Below are 20,711 nucleotides of genomic sequence, written 5' to 3'. Positions count from 1 at the left end.
TGCAATTGGTCAAAATGAACAGATTGATGAAGTTGTCCAAAGTAATCATTCAATGATAAATCACTCATTTCAGGTTCTATTGATATTTAGACACTTTTTTCAGCAGACCAATAACAACACCGCTTATTGAAATTTGCTCAGGTTTCACATGTATTGGTTCATACTTTGAGTTTTCAGGTATAAGCAAAATGCTGCCGCCCATTTGCATGTATTTCTTCAAAGTAGCCTCATTATCAATTAATGCGATAACAATTTGATTGTTTTCTGCCGTAGATTGTTGATTTACTAAAACATAGTCTCCAATATCGATCCCAGCATCCCTCATACTATCACCTACAACTTCTAAAATGAATGTATTATCGGATTGGACACACCAAGATTTAGGCAAAGAAAAACTATCCTTATTTTCTAAAAAGACTTCCATCGGAGCTCCTGCTATTACATCTCCAAAAACTGGAACCTGTACTGAGTCATCAATCTGAATGCATAAATCAGTATCTCGGTATTTGATTGAGTAGTTACTTTTCTCATTCACATCTCTTTCATAGACCATGTCTTGTTGATTTCTATAACTTTTGAAAATATATTTTTCTATTGAATCAGGGAGCATTGACGAATTAAATTTAGGAATATCATCAATTTCATCCTGTTCTCTATCAAAGATCTTCAGATTCTGACCATCTGTGACAATACAATATCTAACCGTTTCCAATGCTTGCATATAAGAAATCGCTTGATCGATCGCATCAGAAATGCCTGATCTATATTTTTTGGTCTCAACTAATATAAATGGTACATTTTTTCCTTGGTGAGATATGCAAATAACTATATCTGCATATCCTCTTTTCGAAAAATTTTGAATCGGATACTCGATATGCAACATTTCTTCTTTATAGCCATAGGATTCAATTAACTCTTTCAATATCCACTGTCTTATGACTTCTTCTTTTGAATAAATATCCAAAATTTGAGCTCTTTTGATGTAATCATTAGTACTGACATGGTAAACGGGCTTCAAATTAGTAAACCTTCTAAATCTCAAAAATGAATTATCGATCTCTTTTATGAACTTAGAAGGTTTGACGCTGCTGCTTAGATAGAGTAATTCATTGGCACGGGTCATACCTACATAGAGCAATTTTCGTTCATCTGATTCAATTGCCTTGTCCTCATCGTCTGATGATTCATTTTGATAGGGAATTACGCCATCATTGATTGATATGATAAATACAACCTTGAACTCAAGGCCTTTAGTAGAGTGCATGGTACTTATTTTAACCTTATCACTGTCAAAATTCTTGTTATCCCTATCTAATAATTCACAAGGCAGACCTTGATCAATTAAATATTGGAATGCCCCTTCTGAAATTCTTTTTCCTTTTGATATAACACAAATATCAGAGAAATCATATTCATCCTCTAATTTATAAATTGAATCCTTCAAGTACTCTAGTTCTTCAGTTGAATTTTGAAAGTGACGATATATTGGATAATGGCCTTTTCTGTCGACCAATGATGGTTTGACAAAATCAGAATCCTGCTTCAAGTACTCATCCTTTTCTTGTAATGAAAAGGCAGCTTCAGAAATTTGAGTCGTTGTTCGATAGTTTTTTGAAAGCGAACGGCTTTTTCCGCTCATATCATATCCTATTGTAGTATAACTCCTTCCCTTCCCAAGCCATGAATGTGAATAGATGCTTTGGGCATTATCCGCAATGAATGTTAAACTCGAATAATTTTTATTTTTGTAAATTTTCTTCACCATTTCAATTTGAGCTCTAGTTAAATCCTGACTCTCATCTATAAGAATATGCGTATAAGTATCGACTGCTTTGACTGGTGCAGATAAAGCTATTTTATTCATTATTCTAAAGTCGATCAGATTTTCATGAAGAAGATGATTCTGATATACCTCTTTCAATTTATATATTGAGGCTCTCAAATCGGAATTCTTCAGTAACTTTTGTGGCGTTTTATCCATCACATTCGAAGTTCTTCCAATTCGATCTACTTGTTGATAATCCTCAACAGTTTCAATCAAACATGCATCAATCCATTCTATTTCATCCATAAGGAAATTGATGTTTTGGGGATTCACGATTTTATGTAAGCTGGTTTCTTTTGACAAGGAATAGATTGCTTTGTTCATAACTTTATATTTTTGACTTTGACTTGCAAGTTGTAAATCACTGCCAGGGTGCATTCTATAGAAATAAGAATAAACGATACTATCTATGGTCTTAATATCGACATTCACTTCATCTGACATTAGTTCAGACATCCCAATTTGAAAATCTGTATTCTCAACTTTGTCATACAGATATTTAATATAATTTAGAAGTGTTTTATTGAATGTAATTAGTAAAATCTTGTCATCCGGCTCATGACAATAGTGATTCATTAAAAAAGGTATTCTATGAACCGCAACAGTTGTTTTTCCACTTCCAGCTACACCTTTAATCAGCATATGCCCGGAAGGTTCCATCTGTATCAATTTCTTTTGTTCAATGTTAAGTTGCATAGCCTACCTCCTGACAATATTAAATAATCAAGAATCCTATAATCACTGCATTTTGACTTTCTTATCCTCTGTGATGCTCATTGATAACTCCAATTAACTCAACCCATTTTTCAATAAAACTTCCTTGAAAATTTCCGTCACACTCAATCTTCTCATCATTTCCCCCTACATCACACTCTTATTCGCCCGAACCACGAGACTTGCCGGCATATCCCGTTCCAATTCCCACACAAAGCTGATCGGCTTCGAGCCCTCATGTTTGATGTAGTTCGCCTTCCCCAGGTATATGAACGGCGCCGTCAATCCATGCTCTTTCTTGTATTCCCTCACGAAGAGCAGGATCTTATGTCCGTTTTCTCTATGGTGAATGTAACGCTGTCCCGTTGGGCTCTCCTCGCTCGTTGTGCTCTGGCTCTGCCAGTGGAACAGCGTGCTGTTTATAGCATAATCCTCATACATGGTCGACGGCGAGAAGTCCTTCTCCGACTTGTTCAGATTGATCAGGAACAGGTCCAGCTTCTGATCCTTCAGGTATTTGACGCCCTCCCTGAATTCCTGGCTTGACCTTTCGTCAAAAGCCCCGAGTCCCGCCATGAGCTGGTCCCGCGTATAGGCGCAGTGCAGATCCAAAGGACACTCGAAGCCCAGATCTACGGGCTCGTCTACAAAATCAATTTTTTCGAGCAGGTGATCGCAAATTTGGGCGATTTCTTGGGTGAGGTGACCATCGGCAGCGAAAATGGTTTTTAAGGCGTCCTTATAGCCCCAATGCCCATTTTGACCCGGGTGTTTCTGGAAGAAAGTGTAGTACAGCATGCCCTCCAGCCTTTTCTCAAGTACTTTAGCCGATGGTTCCCTTTCCCACCCCGTCTCCTCAAGGTACTGCAGGATGAACCGGAGAAAGCGCCTGGAATTGAGGTGAAAGAGGTTCTTGAAGCGCTTGACGACACTGAGGTAATCGTCCGTCGCCTCAAAGCCCTCAGGGCTCAGGAGCGTATAGAGACTGCGCGGTGTGCTGCCAGTGCCGTAGAAGTCATAAAGGGAGAGCTTATGATGCTCCAGAAAAGTGGATATCGTCAAAGGCTGACCAGTGTCGGCCTCGAAGGTCCGGACTTTTTCGCTCAGGAAGTGCGCGTTGAAGGTGACCTGCTTGAGACCGCGCAGAACGTACTCTTTGGCCATTTTCTCAAACTGAAGGTAGCACCCTCGGGGCAGTTTGAAGACATTCTGTTCAATCTGATGGACCAGGGAGTGACGGCTCTTTTCGAAGACAGCCCGGTATTTTTCCTCGAAGCGGGATTGGTAGTTCTTGTGGGCTTGACCTATGAAGTCCAGGACGGTGAGGTGCTCTTTTCCAGGACTGAGGCGCAGGCCACGGCCGAGCTGCTGAAGGAAGACGGTCAGGCTTTCAGTGGGGCGCAGAAAGAGAACGGTGTTGAGATCTGGGATGTCAACACCCTCGTTGTAAAGATCTACGGTGAAGAGGAAGTTGAGATTGCCACGGGATAAACGCTTTTGAGCATTGTCACGAGTGGCTGAGTCTGTATCCGCGAGGACGACTTCCGACTTTAGGCCCCGCTTCTGGAAGTAGGCATTCATGTGGCGGGCGTGGGCCTGTGAAGCGCAGAAGCCTATGGCCTTGACCTCGCTCAGGTCGTTCAGATACTGCTCGACCTTCTGACAGACGAGGCTGGCGCGGTGGTCGTTGGCGGTGTAGACTTTGGTGAGCTCGTGCTCGTCGTAGCGGCCATTCCAATGCATCTGGGAGTAATCGACATTGTCCGAGACGCCGAAGTAGAGAAAGGGCGCCAGCAGCTGACGGTCGATAGCTTCAGGCAGGCGCAGCTCGGAGGCGATATAGTGGTCAAAATATTGGAAGACATTCTTGCCATCCATGCGCTCCGGTGTCGCGGTGAGGCCCAGCAGGATTTTAGGAGTATAGTGGGTGAGGAGCTTCTGGTAGGAATTCGCCGCGGCGTGGTGAAACTCGTCGACGATGATGAAGTCGTAGAAGTCCGGGGTCGTGTGCTTGTGAAACGCCTTGGCGTTGAAGGTCTGGATGGACATGAACAGATGGTCCAGCTGTGTCGGTTCGCTGCCGCCATAAAAGGTCTCGCCGAAATTCTGGTCTCTGAGAATGACTCTAAAAGTTCTGAGGCATTGATCCAGAATTTCTTTTCGGTGGGCAATGAACAGGAGGCGCGGACGCTTGATAGTTTTAGACGCTGCGGTTTCGATGTGTCTTGCGAATCGGGCATAATCGAAAGCAGATACTACAGTTTTTCCAGTGCCAGTGGCGGCGATCAGGAGGTTTTTGTAGCGGCCATGGACCTCGCGCTCCGCTTGAAGATGGTCGAGCATTTCTCGCTGGAACGGATGGGGTGTTATGTCGAATAGGAGCTCTTTATGTTGAGGCGTCTGCTGGTATTGCTGCAGCGCTGTTTTTATGCGCTTAGCTGTGAGTGGGGCTTCCATATTGATGGTTTCAAACTCCGGGTCGTTCCAGTAACTTTCGAAGGTCGCCTGGAACTTTCGGATGATGTCGAAGGAATCACGTTCTGACAGTTTGACGTTCCACTCCAGGCCGTTGGTGATGGCGGCTTTTGAGAGATTTGAGGAGCCTATGTAAGCGGTAGAGAAACCGGTTTGGCGTTCGAATAAATAAGCTTTAGCGTGGAGTCTGGACTGGTCGCTGTTGAAAGACATTTTGACTTCTATTTGTGGTATTTCGCTTAGGAGCTTAAGGGCTTTGTAGTCTGTCGCCCCCATGTAGGACGTAGTGATGAAGCGGACTTTGCGGTCTGGGCTTTGGGAAACGAATTCTTTGAGCTCTTCAATGATTAGAAGCAGGCCACTCAGTTTGATGAAGGACATGAGAATATCTATTCTGTCAGAGGTTAGGATCTCTTTTTTGATTTCACTGACCATGTTGGGCTCAATAGTGGCTCCCGTGAATAACGAGCTTTCTGAGATTGGGCTAAACGGTCTTTGAGGTGCTTTTTGTTTCTTAAATGCCCGCATTGTGTTTATTTTTAGATAGAGTGAAAGCAGCATCTCGTGCTGCTCACTGATTTTATAGGTTAGAAGATCATCTTGTTGGGTCACTTTGGAGAGAAGCTCGATGACCTGATTGCAGAGGGACACTTGCTGCGCCAGGGCTTCGTGGTCTTCGCTGTCGCTTTTGTCAAAGCGTTTGTCTTCTCTAACTAAACGAAGGGCGCGGCGAATCACCTGTCCCGTATATTTGGAAAGGATAAGATAAGCCTCTTCCGGATCAATACTTTTCTTTTCTGTATCGTATCCCTGAAGTGTGTCCAGTTGAGCTTTAAGCGCTTCAGAAATCACTTCTTCATATAAGCCAGTTCTAGGTTCCAAGGACTTGTCTCACCTCCACCTATTACCATCCTAACATCTTTCGCGATAATTTCCAGGAATCCTGCAACAAAATTGGAAATTGTAGTGTCTAATTTTGTCGAATTTGCACAAAATGGAAGAAAGGTGGGGATTAGTGGCTTTTAGCCGCTAATCCTCACCTTTCTTTTGTTTGATGTAGGATTAACCGAGTGTCTGACCCTAAAATGAAATTGGGGACGCGGACAGGTTTTTGTTTGGTGCCAGAGATCAGTGTAATTTTACACTTTAATACGTAGGAAAAAAAAGCCAGTGGCTTTAAATTTCGCCACCACTGGCAATTAATCTTACCTATTCGTCCTGATCTCTTCCCTCTGTGCAGAGCTCATCCAAAAATCCATTATCAAGGACTGATGGACGATTCTTATATGGGACAGACCTTGCCCGACCCATTTTATAGTGTTCGCAAGACTTTGGACCATAGCAAAAAGTCTCAAACCTGTATTTCTTGATGTCTCTTTCAAAATCCCATTGTATTTCAACATTGGCAACGGCTGCCCAGTAGCACCTAAAACATTTACCTTGCCATAGCTTCTGGCTGAGCATTCTTGCGCCTCTGGCTTCGTAAACGGACAGTGCCGGGGGCACACCAGTCCAAGGGCCTTTGATCATCCTGATGCCGCCCGCTTCTTCCCAAACTTTTAAAGCGCCTGCTCGATAATAATCGGCGATTTCACGGTCCGGATATTTGAGGGTCCAACCGGTACCGCTGATATAATCTCCATTTTTGAACTGATATTTTTCCTGCTGGGACTCTGAGATGGCCACACAGACTTCTGTTGTGCAGTCGTCACCATGTTCCATTAGAAAAAGGTTGTATCCAAGATGGTAATGGGTTCGATTGTCTACTAAGTATCTCCAGACGCGGGTTCTGGGCTGAATGGATTTAATAGTGCCTCGCCAATTTACTTTAATAGATTTATTTTCTTCCGATCGCTTCAATTTTACCATCCTCGTACAATGAAATTTAGTCGTGTCTTGTTCAAACTTCTATATTCGCATTTCCCCCATCAACCGCTTCACCACCGGCAAATCCGCTGGCGCCCAGTCCAAGGTATCGAGTTGATTTGGGGGCAGCCAGACATAATGGTGATGGTCATTGCACTCAATGGTTCTATGTGTGATCTCACATTTATAACAATGCATGGTGATCGAAAAGTCCGGATAGTTGTGGTCTACCATCATGTAAAAGTGATTTGGCAGTACTCTGAGACCCAGATTCAGCTCTTCTTTCAGTTCGCGGGACAAAGCATCTTCCATGGTCTCCCCCGCTTCTGCCTTACCGCCAGGGAATTCGTATTTTAGTGAGATGTAGTCGCGCTCACTCTCTTTACGCTGCATGCAAAGGATCTCGCCATTTTGAATGAGGATGGCGGCTGTGACAGTCAGGTGCTTCATGGGTGTGGGCTCCTTAAGGTGTGACTTCCGCTGTGGGGGGTGTGGGCGACCATCGTCAAAAGAACTGTCTTTTCTTGTCAGTTGAAAGCTGCATTTGTTGGAATGAATACCTTCTCTATTTCACTACCCGCGATACCAGCACGCCCCTGCTGTCATACAGCGCTGCCGGGTCAGGGTCAGAGTTGTTCCACATATTTTTGGCTGTCCACTTGAGGTCGCCTGTGGCATCTCCGCTGGCGACTTTGATGGAGGCGCCGGCTTTCAGGAGATAGTTCGGAAAGTCATAAATCTGATTCCCTTTCTCAGAGACCAGTCTGTAGCCTTGCAGATTGACGTCGGCTGTGGTCGTATTTTTGATGGTGACCAGTTCGGCGCCCTTTTCCAGTAAGCTTATGATGATACCATTTGGAACTATGGTTCCTGGAGCGGTTGGCACAGGGCTGACAATAGGAACCGGAACTGGGGCTGGGACCGGTGTTGGGACAGGTACTGGCACCGGCACTGGCGTGGAAGACGTGCTGGTACCCGGCAGCCAGGCCGCGGCCGTCGGGACTTTGTCGAAGGTGATGCTGATGCCATCGCTTTTCGCGACTATGGTGTCGAGCAGGTCGGTCCTGTAGAGCTTCACGTTCATGGAGGCCAGGCGGTTCAGGACGACTTGGGACGGGAGGCCATAATCATTGCCCGCGCCCACGCTGATGACGGCGTACTTTGGCGACACGGCGTTGAGGAAGTTTTGGCTGGAGGCGTCGTCGCTGCCATGATGGGAGATTTTGAGAACCTCCGCGGCCAGCTGGCCTCTGAATCTCAGGAGCATCTCACTTTCGGATAGTGCCGTTGCGTCGCCGGCGAATAGGAAGTCGTTTGCGCCATCCGTCAGCTTCAGGACTATGGAATGGTCGTTCAGATCGTCGTAGTCACTGCTGTTTGGCGCGAGCAGAGTAAAGGTCGAATTCCCAAGACCAAAGCTTTCCCCTGCCGTTGGTTTCTCCTGCATAAGCTCTCTCAAGGCGAGGGCACTGGCAAAGCTCATATAAGTAGGTGTCTCCTGGGTCGCGTCCGGCATGATGACTTTGTCGACCTCAAAGGTTTTGACAACGCTGTCCAGCCCCCCAATGTGATCCATATGCGGATGGGTGGCGATTAAGTAATCTAGCTTAGTGATGCCTTTGGCTTTCAGGTAATTGACGAGGAACGTGTCGCTCAGGTAATCACCACCGTCAATCAACATGGCGCGGTCGCCTTTTTTAATCAGCGCGGCGTCCCCCTGTCCTACATCTATAAAGTGGACTTCCAGGATGGGGTTGTCACCTCTGAGCCGCGTAGCTTTGTAGAGCATGATCAGGGCTTCTTCCCTTGTGGCGGTGCCTGCCGGGTTGAAGTTCCCAGACCCGACGCCGCTGACCACGCCATTGGTTTTGGCTATGTAGACGGAAGATTTAGCCCAGGACTGGATGATGGCATCATCCGCAAAGCGGCTGGCGTCGGCGGGTTGGTATTTAATATTTGACGCTTTAAACAGATTCACGAACAGGGTGGCCAGTTCGTCCCTGCGGATCTCATTGTTCGGGCGGTAACTTCCATCCTCATAGCCGCTGACGATGCCGGCATTTTTCGCCGCCAGCACGACAGGGTCCGAGGTGTCGGTGAAGCGTGCCTGACCGGCTTCCGGTGTGATACCGGTGTAGTAGTCGTATAACGCAACTGCCAGATAGGCAAATTCTCCTCGGGTGATCCGGTTTTGATAGTTGGTTAACAGTCGGTTGACTTCAAGTTCAGGTTCTGAAGACACTGCCGTGACGTAGGGGGCAGCCCAGGTGGATGGCGCTGCGGCGAAGGTATTCGCAGGGATAAGGAGTGTGATGGAAAGGAGTAGGATCATGGTGGACAGTATAGATTTGTAAGTAATTTTGTGCATTGTGATGCCCCTTTCTTCGAAGGCTTGTGATGGGATTTGAGTGACGCAAAGATTGGGTTGTGGGTGTGTTGCTATGGTAATGACACACTCCATTGTGTTAATATTACCATTTTTGTGAGATAGAGTGACATAATAATGAAAAAAACCATTGGCATGGGCACTTTAAGCTTTTGGGGCTTCGAGGGCTTAGCGGATGGTTTGAGTTTGAAGAACATTATTTTTCGTCAGGTTACCCGAAGTGCTTCTTTCTTAGGGTGGAAAGTGTTTCTCTTGCATCATGTAATTTTCAATCTATTTGAAATTGTGCCTCTGAGTTGGCAATTGCTTTTATGAGTTCAGATTCTTCGATAGATTCGAGTTGATTGAGATCGCTGACGCATTCGTCAATATCAACCTTGTAAATGTCGTTTTTCTCATCTCTTGGCAAATGATTCACTCCTTAACATCAGAAATAGGTTTAACTCTTGAATTAGATCATATCACTCTGCCAATTCTATTATACTTTTTCGAATTCGAAAATGATTTATCTAGGTTTAACAACAAATATGTTTAGCACAGTAATTTTTTTGGGGGCGGCTTTATTCCACTTCTGTCTTGGGAGTGTCTTTACAGCAGGATTTCCCGTGATCAGACTTTCTCATCATGAACATCATACCTAAGTGGAGCAGCGGGCATAGTAAAAAGGCTAAGCTGCTGTATTTTGCTGTGTTGAAACCAAGGGCGGGAAGTAAAAGGATCAGTGCAATGGGAATGAGGCAGCCGACCAGCATCATCAGGCCGTGTCGGTGATGGCCATGCTTTCTTTCAGGGCCCTTCCCTTCTGAATCGTGTTCAATGTTTGACATTTTTGTTTCCTCCAATATGGCTGTTTAATAGTGGTTTTTGGCTATGGTCCTTTTGGAGATTATCTCTTCCAGTCTTTAAAGTACTCTGCGTTCGCTGTTAAGAATTCGCCTGAAATGGTGATGAACTCGCCATCTTCGGTTTTGACATCCGGCATGACCGGGATTGGATTACAGCCGCCCTTAATGACTTCGATGTCATCAATGTTGAACACATTGCCGCAGTTTTGGCACACTACTGTGCTGCCCTCTTGTTCATAATAACCTCGTCCTGAATTGTAGCAGACCTGGCAAGTGTTCAGGGCGGTTTTTACTGTCCCGCTGCTGTCCTTGACTGCCATGACCTCCATGTAGATCTCGCCTGCTTCGTAGGGATAGAGCGTTACTTGTTCTGTGACATCCGCGACGACGAACTTCAGATCGCCGTCCTCGAGGATGGCTTCGCCCAGTGTGGCTGTCGCGTTTTGTGGTTTGCTTTCTTCTGCCTGCTTCAGGAAACCGGATAAAACCGGGCCGCTCAGAACAATGGCTGCAACTAGTACTGCTGCCATGGCCATCAGCCATATGCTGGACTTTCTTTGGTGATTTGATTTTGAACCCTTTGAATTTTCGTTCTCTCTCTTCATAAGTTAATGAAGCCTCCTTTCTATCTAAAGGAATCGTAGCATTCATTTGTGGTGAAGTTATGGAGCAGGGGCAGGAATTTGGGGTTGTGGACGCGGACAAGTTTCAACTTGGGGACGCGGACAGGTTTTGATTTGGTGCCAGAGCATGCGAGAATGATTTTCAACTAAACAAAAAACAGCCGCAGTCAGGTCTTTAAACCTCTGCGGCTGTTGTCTTTAAACTCTCTAATTCTCTTTTAAGTACTCAGCTTTTCTAAACTTATACCTTAAAAAGACAATCCATCCCCAGGACAAACTCGCGGCAGGAAGCATGGCGGTCAGCGCGGCTTCAAGGGGCGGCACCTGGGAGAACTTCAAGGGACCGAAGAAAATCATGAAGGTCACCACCAGCATACCGAGCAGGATCGCGCGTTCTCCGAGCCTCCGAGGCGGGGTCAGGAAGATCTTCTGAACATCCACTGCCACTTGTTTTTCAGGTGTTTTCTTGTGTTTCTTGCCTTTATGTTCCGCTGTCGCTGCCATAACAAACACGCTTCCTTTCTCTTTGGAAGGCGGAGCCTTCCTTCCTTAGCCTTAAAGCATGGACCCCACATAACTTTCCGCAATCTCAACCAGACGTCCTGAATGAATCAGGGACTTCAGGTACTCCATATGCGGATAGAGGAACTGATCCTGAGAGGACACTGGAATGTGCTTCCCAATTTCTTTCAGTATTGCCGCAGTCACTGAAGATGGCTTAATACCGGGTACCAGGAACTGGTGGGCTTGATAGACCGAGAGCAGCTCAATCGCCAGAATGTATTCCAGTTTCTCCGCGACGGATAAAGCTTTTTTGGCGGCATTATAACCCATAGCCACATAATCTTCCTGGCCGCCGCAGGTTGGAATGCTGTCCACAGAGGCTGGGTGGGACAGGATTTTCATGTCGTTGAGAAGCCCTGCCTGTGTGTACTGGGGAATCATAAGTCCGGAATTGAGACCCGGATTCTGAATCAGGAACCACGGCATGCCGGAGAGATGTTCTGTGATCAGTCTGTAATTGCGTCGCTCTGACATCTTGGCCAGAGTGGTGGCGGCAATTGCGGCGGAATCCATCGCGAGACCAACATAGGAGGAATCGCAGTGGCAACCGGACATGGCGTGACCATCCTCACCTTCAGGCCAAATGATAGGGTTGTCGCTGCAGGTGTTCATCTCTTCCTCGACAGTTCGGACTGCATCCTGGATTATGCGTTTCACCGCGCCATGGAGCTGCGGCATAGCCCGCAGGGACAGGGCATCCTGGAGGCGGTGGCCTTCACTGGCTTTGATAATCTCGCTGTCCTGAAGCAGCGCCCTGACATTGGAAGCTGTGTTGCCCTGCTCTGCATAAGGCCTTGCCTGCATCAGCCGTTCATCAAAGGCTTTGATGTTGCCTTGGTTGGCTTCCAGGGAGAGGGCTCCTATGATGTCCGCGCTGAGGGTCGACGTCTTCATGTCGAAAATCGCCAGCGCAGCCATAGCTGTAGGACTGGTAGTGCCGGAGATCAGGGCCAGACCTTCCTTGGCGCCAAGTACAAAGGGCTCCAGTCCATGCTTATGCAGGACCAGCCTGGACTCCACGGGTACCCCGTTTTCGAAGATCTTTCCAAGTCCAATGATGGCCATCCCAATATGTGCCTCGACACTGAGATAACCGACTGACCCTTCCCGTGGGGCAAACGGAATCAGATCCAGATTGAGCATGAGGCGGATTCTTTCCAGAAGCGCCAGACTGACGCCGCTGAATCCCTGGCCCATATTCTGCAGCATCATGAACATGACCGCGCGGGTCTGCTCAATGCTGAGGGGCTCTCCCACTGAAGTCGAGTGGGAGAGTATAATATTTTTCTGAAGCTGCGCGGTTTCTTCCTCTGTGATCACGCGGTCGCACAGCGCGCCAAAACCCGTGGTGATGCCGTACATGACTCTGCCTTCGCGAATCCATTTTTCAACGAGAGTTCTTGAACGATTGACCCTCTGGCAGTAATCGTCTGAAAAGATCACCTCAGCCTTAACTCTTGCGACCGCTGCCAGATCCTCCAAAGTTGCAGTGCCTCCAAGCACGACACAAGCTGGAGTTTCATTTTGCGCATCAGCATCTTTCGCCAGGTTACCGTTTTGTTTCAGTTCAGTTTCCATATAGTTTAACAATGTCGTTCCTCCAATGTCTGACGTTTCACTCTGTCCGGCACTCAAGCCTTATTATTTGACGATCTCATCGAAAAAGAACATCTTGATGGCTGAGATGACTTGAAGCACAAAGACAAACAACACCAAAGTCCCGCCAGCTGCAGCCAGATATTTGACGCCGTCGACGCCCTGAGCACCACCGGCATAGGCGACCATAAAGAAGGCTATCGCGCCAATTGAAAGACCCCACACCAGCTTCTGCCAGGTCGGCGGCTCTTCGTCGTGCTTCATGTTCTCCGTACAGAGAGAGGCAATCGTGCGTGTCATAGAATCCGCCGCTGTTGAGAAGGATAAGACCAGAGTAATCATGACAATCGGAATAAAAATCATTCCAAGGGGCATATGTGCGAGGAATGCCCACAGTCCTGAAACCGCGCCGCTTCCCTGGATGGTGCCAATCAAGTCAAGCTGGCCTTCCTGCTGCCAGAACAGTGCCGTCGATCCCCAAACGCCAAACCAGATGACGCTGAACACGGATGGCATAATCCAGTTGATGACCATGAACTCGCGAATGGTGCGCCCATATGAAATTATGGCAAGGAAGATTCCCATGAGTGGTGCGTAAGCAATCCAAATGGCCCAGTCGTAAAGCGTCCACCACATGACGAGGGCTTCGCCGCCGACCTCGCCGGCGTCCAGTCCCCAGCCCCAGAAGTTTTGAAGCCACATGGACAGGCCTGCAGTCGACATTTTAAGCATGTAGAGGGTTGGCCCAACGACAATGAGTATGCCAAGCAGGATGTAAAATACCTTCGCGTTGATGTCAGACAGATGCTTGATGCCTTTGTCGAGACCCAGGAGTGAGGATAGGGTAAACGTCGCTGTGATGATGATGGTGAGGACCAGCCAGACCATCGGCCCCTGCTCTATGCCAAAGGCGGATTCCACACCGGAGCCGACCAGCGCGAGACCGGCGCCAAGCGAAGACGCGAGACCGAGGGCGATCGCGAGCAAAGACAATGTGTCAATGACATTCGCCCAAATACCTTTGGTGACTTTTTCGCCAAACAGCGGCACCAGGGACGCAGTAACAGATAACGCCTGTTTGCGGTTGAAGTAGACATAGGCTATGACCAGACCGCAAAGGGAGTACATGGCGTAAGGGATGAAAGTCCAGTTGTAGAAACTGCGGGCAATGGAGAAAATCGCCGCTGTTGCCGTGCCCGGCTCAATGCCGGTTTGGGCAAGCTCGCCGTAAATGTTGCCAAAGTAAATGATTGGCTCGTTGGCGCCATAGGTGACGACGCCGGTGGCGATCCCGCCGGTCAGCGCCATGGCGAACCAGGTCATGAAAGAGTACTTTGGCTTGGCGTCATCGCCGCCAAATCTGATCTTGCCGAGCTTTGAAAATGTAATAATTGAAACCAGGATGAGTGCGACGATAGAAATAATTTGGTAGAGCCACCCAAAGGTTCTGAGGGAAAACAGGAAGTTGTTCAGTGCGACTTCAGTCAGCAGCGCGTTGTTTACGGTCCCCAGAACAGCGGCACCGCCGACGACCAGGATGGACGGCCAGAAAACGCCCTTTCGGATCCCCTGCTTCTTAACCTTTTGTTCAATGACGGATTCAACAGACATTTGAAACCTCCTAAAATTTATTTGGTACCCCTCCAGATTGCAAGCCTCGTGCCAAATGCCCGTAATTGACTGAAATTTTAATTATTGTTGACGCAAGGCTTGAAATAGGCGGCTTTCGGAGGTGTCTGAATCTGTGCGTCTTTCAAAGACCTTCTGCCGATGGTGACCCAAGGCGCAAAATATTTTTGCATTACTGTTTAGATTAAAATTGCATGAAATTGGAGCTCCGGTGTCATTTGGGCTTTGCTTTCAAGTGAAACTCGGTGTCTGACACCCGGTTTCTACCGAACAAAAAAAGTGCCAAATATTTTGGCACTTGAATGCAAATAAATTTTGCGCTTAGTCTCGTTTTAAGACTTCAAACTTCCGAATTCGGTACTGCAAGTTCTGGCGGCTGAGGCCGAGGGCTTTGGCAGCCTTCGAAATGTTGCCGTTCGCGCGGTCCAAGGCTTCTTGCACAACGGTTTGCTCGTAGGCATCCAGTAAGTCGTTGAGGGTCTTGGTGCTTGGGGGGATGGGGTGGGATGGGTGACCATCGGCAGGGGTTTTGAAGGTACTGTGGATCACGGACAGATCCTTGGTTAGATAAGCGGGAAAGTGGGACAGATTAAAGACCTGCTCCTCGACGTTTGCCTGGTGGACGGCATGCTCAATGACGTGGCGCAGCTCCCTGACGTTGCCAGGCCAGTCGTGATGGTTGAGGATGTCGAGCATGTCCGGGGTCAGGGTCAGGGGCGGCTTGCCGTACTCCGCGCACAGCAGCTGGGCGAAATGCGCCGCGAGTAGGGCTATGTCTTCCTTGCGGTCCTTTAGCGGCGGAATGTGAACGGACAGGGCGGAGATGCGGTAATAGAAGTCCTTTCGCATGAGCTGCTGCTCGATGAGCGCTTGGGGATCCTCGTTGCACGCCGTAATCACCCGGACGTTGCACTGTTGATACTGGCTGCCGCCGATCCGCTGATAGCGCTTTTCCTGAAGGACCCGCAGGAGCTTGGCCTGCATCTCCATGCTCATGGCGTTGATCTCGTCGAGGAACAGGGTGCCCCCTTCGGCTAGCTCGAAAAAGCCTTTTTTGGTCATGCTGCCCGTGAAGGCGCCTTTTTCGGTGCCAAAGAACAGACTTTCTACCAGGTTGGAGGGCACGGCGCTGCAGTTGACGTCCACGAAGGGCTTGTCCGCCCGGGGGCTGAAATTGTGGATGCTCTGGGCGAACATTTCCTTGCCGGTTCCGGTTTCCCCTGTAATCATGACGTTGACGTGGGTCAGCGCGATCTTTTTGGCGAAGCGGATGCACTCCGCCATTTTTTCAGATTGATGGATGATTTTCTTAAAGGTGTACATGTTGGGGTTTAAAAGGGGCTGCTCGTTTCGGATGAAGGCTTCCAGGTCGAAGGACTGGTTTTTGATTTTGTTGATGACGGAGAGATCGCTCTCGAAGACACAGGCGCCGTAGAGTTCGTCCCGGATCATCAAGGGGTAGCCGGAGTTTATGGTCACCAGCTCTTTATTGTTCTTTGCCTGGAATCTGTCACACCGGTTGACGACGGGCTTCTTGGTCCTGAGAACGCTGAGGGTTGTGCTCATTTCCTCAGTGAGCTCGTAGAGGTCAAGCAGGTGCCGGCCTTTGAATTCGTTGATGTCGTAGCCTTCCAGGGCTTCACTGGCGGGGTTGCCGTGAATTAAGTAGCCGCTTCGGTCAAAGATTTGGATGCCTTCGGACACCTTGTCCAGAGTCTCCTTAAAAAGGCTGAGCAACAGGCTGTCCTGGCTCAGGAGGAGAATTTTTCGAACGCCGAGATGGGAAAACTGGGCTTTGAAGAGTTTGGTGCCCAGCTCGAGGATGTCGTTATTTTTTATGTCTCCGAAGGCGCTTGAGACCCTTTCATTCAGGTAGCGGTCACTGCCCAGCGCTTTGAACCACTCGGGATCATCGCCACAGTACTCGATATTTAAGATTCTGTCGTCATCACCGTACTGGATCATCAAATCCGCGATGGCCATGGGATCACATCCATTGATTTTTTATGTTGGTTTATTTAACTATACTCAATCCTGATACTAAAAAAATGGTTTATTCCTAAATCTAGTGGACAGCACAACAGAGGTTTCCGTAGTGCCAAATTTTTTAATCTGATCTAATAACTCGCCAAGTTCGGTTGTGTTGCTCATCATTACTTTAATAAGTATACAATTTCGTCCAACAATATGGTGACACTCGAAAATAAATGGATTATTGTCAGCAAAAGTCATAAAGGCATTGAACTTCTCTGGCATAATTTGAACATGAACAAAAGCAGTTAAGTTCTTACCCATTTTTTCTGGATTTAGTATGGCATGATATCCTTCAATGACACCTGATTCTTCTAGGCGGCGTAATCGCTCAGTAACCGCCGGTGGTGTTAGTGAGACCAAACGACCCAGCTCTGTAATGGTTATTCGAGAATTTTGCTGCATAAAATGCAATATTTTTCTGTCTGTTTGATCCATATTCTCACCTTCTCTTGGGCTGAAAATAAATTTAATTATTTTGATGCCAATTACTTTAAATTTTAAAGTAATGCTCTATTAACTTTTTAAATTCATCATATACGTTAATCATGCGACTCGCTACAATTAATTTAACTTAATATTCGAAAAAATTCGCATTTAACTGCGCTTTCAAACACGCATTAAAGGTAAAAGGTTGTCCGGGCAATGCACTAACAGAAGTAAATGCAGTCATTGGCGTCAGTTGTCTTGGCCAGATTAACAGGCGCTAAAAATCAAATTACTTAAGGAGGTTTTCCATGAAATTCGAACTGATTGACGGTATTAATACGCTAAACGTTGATATCTTCTCTACTATGGCACTCGTTATGATTATGCTGCTTTTTGGCAGCTTTGTTCGCAAAAATGTAAAGTTTTTTAGAACTTATTGTATCCCTGATCCAGTCATTGGTGGCTTCGCGTTTGCTTTGCTGGCACTCTTTCTTAAGCAAAGTGGTTTATTGAGTTTTAAATTGGATATGACACTTCAAAACTTGTTCATGTATTCGTTCTTTGTGACAATTGGTCTCGGCACAAGCCTTGGTCTGTTGAAAAAGGGCGGCCGCACTTTATTCTTATATTTGATTGTCTGCTGGGGCCTTGCCTTTGTTCAGAATGGTCTCGGAGCTGGCCTTGCTCTTCTCCTCGGAATCGATCCGTTGCTTGGCATCGCTGCAGGTGCCCCTGCACTCGAGGGCGGACACGGTATGGCTGCGGCCATGACCCCCGCAATAGAAGCCGCAGGCGGTACCGGTGCTTTAACTGTTGGTTTGGCAGCCGCTACATATGGCCTTATCTCGGGCAGCCTCCTTGGTGGTCCTGTAGGCAACTGGTTGATTAAGAAAAATAAAGTAAAAATTGAAACGGATCAGGGTGACTGGGAGAAACTTGAGGTTAAAGACATTGACAATGGCAGTATGGATCAAATTTCTGGACAGAGCCTCATAATGATGATGGCTGTCATCTTTGTTATTCTATTATTTGGTACGAATATTGCGAAATGGATCACCGATACAACTGGTTTTACTGTTCCTGGTCATGTATTCAGTCTCTTTGTCGGTTTGATGATTAGATATCTGAATGATAAAAAGTCAATTGTTACACTTAATTACCGAACCATAGATGCCATTTCACATGTTTCACTCATACTCTTCCTGACCATGGCAATGATGGGACTCAAAATTTGGGAACTTTATGATCTGGCGCTTCCGCTGATTATTATGCTCGTGATTCAAACGATCGTTGTTGTCTTGATCGCGGCATTCATTATGTTTAAAGTATTAGGTTCAAACTACGACGCGGCGCTTCTTGCAGCGGGTTTCATTGGACATGGTCTGGGAGCCACAGCAAATGGATTAGCTGTTATGGATGCCGTTGCAACAAAATATGGTGTTTTTTCGAAAAAAGCGTTTCTCATCGTACCTGTAGCAGGCTCCATGTTGATTGATATTGTTGGCGTTCCAACAATAGTTCTTTTCACTAACCTGTTTGCACATTGATATAATATCACGAAGTTGAGGTGACCTATGAATAATAAAATCAATTTACCTATAACTGGAATTTGTTCATTTGCGAAATATCCAATATGTAATGAAGTTGAACATTTGGAAGCAGACATTGCCGTATTGGGTGTTCCTTATGACACTGGCGTAGGGTTTTTAAGTGGCGCTAAGTTTGGGCCTCGTAGAATTCGCGAAGTTTCAACACACTATGCCAGAGGCGATGCCGGTTTTTACGATCCTGAAAAGGATACCGTTTACCTCGGTGCGCCATGGCGAATTGTCGACTGTGGTGATGCCGATGTTGTCACTGGTGACATCCAAGCCTCCTTCGACAACATCGAATGGGCAGTGAGAAGTATAATTGAGAAAGGCGCGATCCCAGCTGTCATAGGAGGGGACCACTCCATTTCGATTCCGATAGGCAGAGCTCTTGATATGTATGAAGAGGTTACTGTCGTCCAGTTCGATGCCCACCTCGACTGGTCAGACGCTCCCGGTGGACAAAGGTTCACTAATGGCAGTCCAATGCGTCGAATGGCCGAAATGGATCATATTGGCAAAATGGCTCAGATTGGTCTTCGCGGACTTGGAAGCAGTAGAAAAGTCGACTTTGACACAGCTAAAGCTTATGGAAGTGTCATAATCCCTGCAAGCGAAGTCCGAAAAAGTACACCGGAAGAAATTGTTGCCAAAATTCCGGAAGGAAAACATTACTATGTCTCGATCGATATTGATGGCCTTGATATTTCTCAAGCGCCTGGTGTCGGTTCCCCATCTCCAGGTGGTATGCTCTACCACGAACTCATGCCGATTCTTGAGTTACTGGCAATGCGCGGCAACATTGTCTGCTTCGATATGGTGGAGGTCGCGCCTCAGTATGATCCAGCTGGCGTAACACCACGCGTCGCAGCAATGATCATGCTGGGTTTTATGGGGTACATTTTGAAGGAAAAAGAACTCTCAGGCAAATAAAACTGAAATGGCGCTTGATGACTAAAGTCGTCGAGCGCCTTTTATTATAATATTCAAATTGTTGATGAGGACAGATTTAAGTCGGTGCCTGACACACATTCTAACTTGGGGACGCGGACAGGTTTGACTTGGGGACTGACCCTCATTTAAGTTTGGGGACTGACCCCGTACTCAATTCGGTGCCAGAGCATGCGAAAATGATTCTTAATAGATGACGAGAAAAAACCATCAGCAAATTGTTTAAAGCTTTTAAGGCTTTAAGGCTTTGCCGATGGTCACCTTTCGTACATTGAACCTAATCATTGATCCGCATTAAATTAAAAATCAAACGTCCCAAACTTCCCGTTATTGAAATCCTCATTCGCCTGTCTGAGTTCTTCCCGAGTGTTCATGACAAACGGCCCACCGGCGGCAATGGGCTCGTCTATAGGCTCACCGCTGAGAACGAAGATCTTTACGTTATCGCTGGCGGCTTCGATCGCAACCTTGCCCTCTTCGTTTTTGAAGAGCACGAAATCTTTTTCCTTGCCAACCTCGCCGTTGACTTTGACTTCGCCGCTGAGGATCAGCATACCAAAGTTAAAGTTGGCAGGCTCGTTTATTACGACATTCCCGCCCTGCTTCAAATCCAGGATGTAGATGTTCATAGGTGTGAAGGTTTTTGCCGGGCCTGTTGCCTCATCAAACGCACCCGCCACAACAGTGATACTGCCCTGTTCATCCGGCAGGATGACCTTCCCCATCTGTTCCTTGGTGATGGCTTGATAAGCCGGCGGCGCAAACTTATCTTTCTTTGGCAGATTCACCCACAGCTGGATCATGTGGAAGACGCCACCTTTTTTACTGAATTCCTTTTCATGGTATTCCTTGTGCATGATCCCGGCGCCGGCGGTCATCCACTGGACATCGCCCGGGTAGATGATGCCGTGATTGCCTTGGTTGTCATGATGCTCCACGGCGCCTTCAAAGGCAAAGGTGACGGTTTCGAAGCCCCTGTGAGGGTGCTGGCCAACGCCTTTGGGTGTGAGACTTGGCTTAATTTCCCGAGGCGCGTTGTAATCCAGCAATATGAATGGCGTAAACCGCTCAAGCAGGTTTTGCCCTGATGGGAAGTAATTGTTGACGTAGAATCCGTTTCCGACCCAGTGCGGGCGAGGACCGGTGAAGATTAATTCGATGGGTCTGGTAAAAGACATTTGAAATACT

The 20,711-nt window shown here is 47.1% G+C and carries 16 protein-coding genes; 2 read left to right on the top strand and 14 right to left on the bottom strand.

Going from position 1 to position 20,711, the window contains the following annotated elements:
* Window positions 1–76: 76 nt before the first annotated feature.
* The 13 genes from AC4PHM_RS01140 to AC4PHM_RS01080 form a co-directional block, all read right to left on the bottom strand.
* A complete protein-coding gene (locus tag AC4PHM_RS01140; protein ID WP_492019068.1) occupies window positions 77–2,521 on the bottom strand; it encodes a S24 family peptidase in 2,445 nt (814 codons plus the stop codon).
* Between the two features lie 165 nt (window positions 2,522–2,686).
* Window positions 2,687–5,896 carry a DUF3427 domain-containing protein gene (locus tag AC4PHM_RS01135; RefSeq protein ID WP_492019067.1) on the bottom strand — a complete coding sequence of 1,070 codons (3,210 nt, stop codon included), beginning with the start codon at window positions 5,894–5,896 and terminating at the stop codon, window positions 2,687–2,689.
* Window positions 5,897–6,223: 327 nt separating this feature from the next.
* Entirely contained in the window at window positions 6,224–6,874 is a 651-nt protein-coding gene (locus AC4PHM_RS01130; protein WP_492019066.1) for a hypothetical protein, read from the bottom strand.
* Between the two features lie 48 nt (window positions 6,875–6,922).
* Window positions 6,923–7,330, bottom strand: coding sequence for a (deoxy)nucleoside triphosphate pyrophosphohydrolase (locus tag AC4PHM_RS01125; protein ID WP_492019065.1), 408 nt, complete (start codon window positions 7,328–7,330; stop codon window positions 6,923–6,925).
* 115 nt (window positions 7,331–7,445) lie between these two features.
* Complete coding sequence (locus tag AC4PHM_RS01120; RefSeq protein ID WP_492019064.1) at window positions 7,446–9,248, bottom strand: MBL fold metallo-hydrolase; 1,803 nt, start codon at window positions 9,246–9,248, stop codon at window positions 7,446–7,448.
* A 286-nt stretch (window positions 9,249–9,534) separates the two neighbouring features.
* Window positions 9,535–9,675 (bottom strand): hypothetical protein, encoded by a 141-nt coding sequence (locus AC4PHM_RS01115; protein WP_492019063.1) that lies wholly within the window; start codon window positions 9,673–9,675, stop codon window positions 9,535–9,537.
* 151 nt (window positions 9,676–9,826) lie between these two features.
* On the bottom strand, window positions 9,827–10,093 hold the full coding sequence (locus AC4PHM_RS01110) for a DUF2933 domain-containing protein (RefSeq protein ID WP_492019062.1): 267 nt from the start codon (window positions 10,091–10,093) through the stop codon (window positions 9,827–9,829).
* A gap of 59 nt (window positions 10,094–10,152) precedes the next feature.
* Entirely contained in the window at window positions 10,153–10,716 is a 564-nt protein-coding gene (locus AC4PHM_RS01105) for a DUF2318 domain-containing protein (RefSeq protein ID WP_492019061.1), read from the bottom strand.
* Window positions 10,717–10,941: 225 nt separating this feature from the next.
* The gene (locus AC4PHM_RS01100) at window positions 10,942–11,238 is read right to left on the bottom strand and encodes a hypothetical protein (RefSeq protein ID WP_492019060.1); all 297 of its coding nucleotides are present in this window, start codon (window positions 11,236–11,238) and stop codon (window positions 10,942–10,944) included.
* A 51-nt stretch (window positions 11,239–11,289) separates the two neighbouring features.
* A complete protein-coding gene (locus tag AC4PHM_RS01095; RefSeq protein ID WP_492019059.1) occupies window positions 11,290–12,888 on the bottom strand; it encodes an HAL/PAL/TAL family ammonia-lyase in 1,599 nt (532 codons plus the stop codon).
* 51 nt (window positions 12,889–12,939) lie between these two features.
* On the bottom strand, window positions 12,940–14,505 hold the full coding sequence (locus AC4PHM_RS01090) for a BCCT family transporter (RefSeq protein ID WP_492019058.1): 1,566 nt from the start codon (window positions 14,503–14,505) through the stop codon (window positions 12,940–12,942).
* 339 nt (window positions 14,506–14,844) lie between these two features.
* Window positions 14,845–16,506, bottom strand: coding sequence for a sigma-54 interaction domain-containing protein (locus AC4PHM_RS01085; protein ID WP_492019057.1), 1,662 nt, complete (start codon window positions 16,504–16,506; stop codon window positions 14,845–14,847).
* Between the two features lie 57 nt (window positions 16,507–16,563).
* Complete coding sequence (locus tag AC4PHM_RS01080; RefSeq protein ID WP_492019056.1) at window positions 16,564–16,992, bottom strand: Lrp/AsnC family transcriptional regulator; 429 nt, start codon at window positions 16,990–16,992, stop codon at window positions 16,564–16,566.
* A gap of 299 nt (window positions 16,993–17,291) precedes the next feature.
* Between AC4PHM_RS01080 and AC4PHM_RS01075 the strand changes: the two genes are divergently transcribed.
* On the top strand, window positions 17,292–18,530 hold the full coding sequence (locus AC4PHM_RS01075; RefSeq protein ID WP_492019055.1) for a sodium/glutamate symporter: 1,239 nt from the start codon (window positions 17,292–17,294) through the stop codon (window positions 18,528–18,530).
* Between the two features lie 27 nt (window positions 18,531–18,557).
* Entirely contained in the window at window positions 18,558–19,505 is a 948-nt protein-coding gene (gene speB, locus AC4PHM_RS01070) for an agmatinase (RefSeq protein WP_492019054.1), read from the top strand.
* 317 nt (window positions 19,506–19,822) lie between these two features.
* On the opposite strand, the gene AC4PHM_RS01065 is transcribed toward speB, so the two are convergent.
* Window positions 19,823–20,701, bottom strand: coding sequence for a pirin family protein (locus AC4PHM_RS01065; RefSeq protein ID WP_492019053.1), 879 nt, complete (start codon window positions 20,699–20,701; stop codon window positions 19,823–19,825).
* Window positions 20,702–20,711 lie beyond the last annotated feature (10 nt).

It is taken from the genome of Acidaminobacter sp. QWL-03 (assembly GCF_058683855.1).
The sequence above is the reverse complement of the archived record's forward strand: the minus strand, read 5'-3'. Positions and strand labels throughout refer to the sequence as shown.

What these genes read in the sequence shown, in the direction of transcription:
- AC4PHM_RS01110 (WP_492019062.1), bottom strand. Translation starts at nt 10,093, where the DNA reads ATGTCAAACATTGAACACGATTCAGAAGGGAAGGGCCCTGAAAGAAAG.
- speB (WP_492019054.1), top strand. Translation starts at nt 18,558, where the DNA reads ATGAATAATAAAATCAATTTACCTATAACTGGAATTTGTTCATTTGCG.
- AC4PHM_RS01100 (WP_492019060.1), bottom strand. Translation starts at nt 11,238, where the DNA reads ATGGCAGCGACAGCGGAACATAAAGGCAAGAAACACAAGAAAACACCT.
- AC4PHM_RS01140 (WP_492019068.1), bottom strand. Translation starts at nt 2,521, where the DNA reads ATGCAACTTAACATTGAACAAAAGAAATTGATACAGATGGAACCTTCC.
- AC4PHM_RS01075 (WP_492019055.1), top strand. Translation starts at nt 17,292, where the DNA reads ATGAAATTCGAACTGATTGACGGTATTAATACGCTAAACGTTGATATC.
- AC4PHM_RS01120 (WP_492019064.1), bottom strand. Translation starts at nt 9,248, where the DNA reads ATGCACAAAATTACTTACAAATCTATACTGTCCACCATGATCCTACTC.
- AC4PHM_RS01090 (WP_492019058.1), bottom strand. Translation starts at nt 14,505, where the DNA reads ATGTCTGTTGAATCCGTCATTGAACAAAAGGTTAAGAAGCAGGGGATC.
- AC4PHM_RS01065 (WP_492019053.1), bottom strand. Translation starts at nt 20,701, where the DNA reads ATGTCTTTTACCAGACCCATCGAATTAATCTTCACCGGTCCTCGCCCG.
- AC4PHM_RS01080 (WP_492019056.1), bottom strand. Translation starts at nt 16,992, where the DNA reads ATGGATCAAACAGACAGAAAAATATTGCATTTTATGCAGCAAAATTCT.
- AC4PHM_RS01125 (WP_492019065.1), bottom strand. Translation starts at nt 7,330, where the DNA reads ATGAAGCACCTGACTGTCACAGCCGCCATCCTCATTCAAAATGGCGAG.
- AC4PHM_RS01085 (WP_492019057.1), bottom strand. Translation starts at nt 16,506, where the DNA reads ATGGCCATCGCGGATTTGATGATCCAGTACGGTGATGACGACAGAATC.
- AC4PHM_RS01105 (WP_492019061.1), bottom strand. Translation starts at nt 10,716, where the DNA reads ATGAAGAGAGAGAACGAAAATTCAAAGGGTTCAAAATCAAATCACCAA.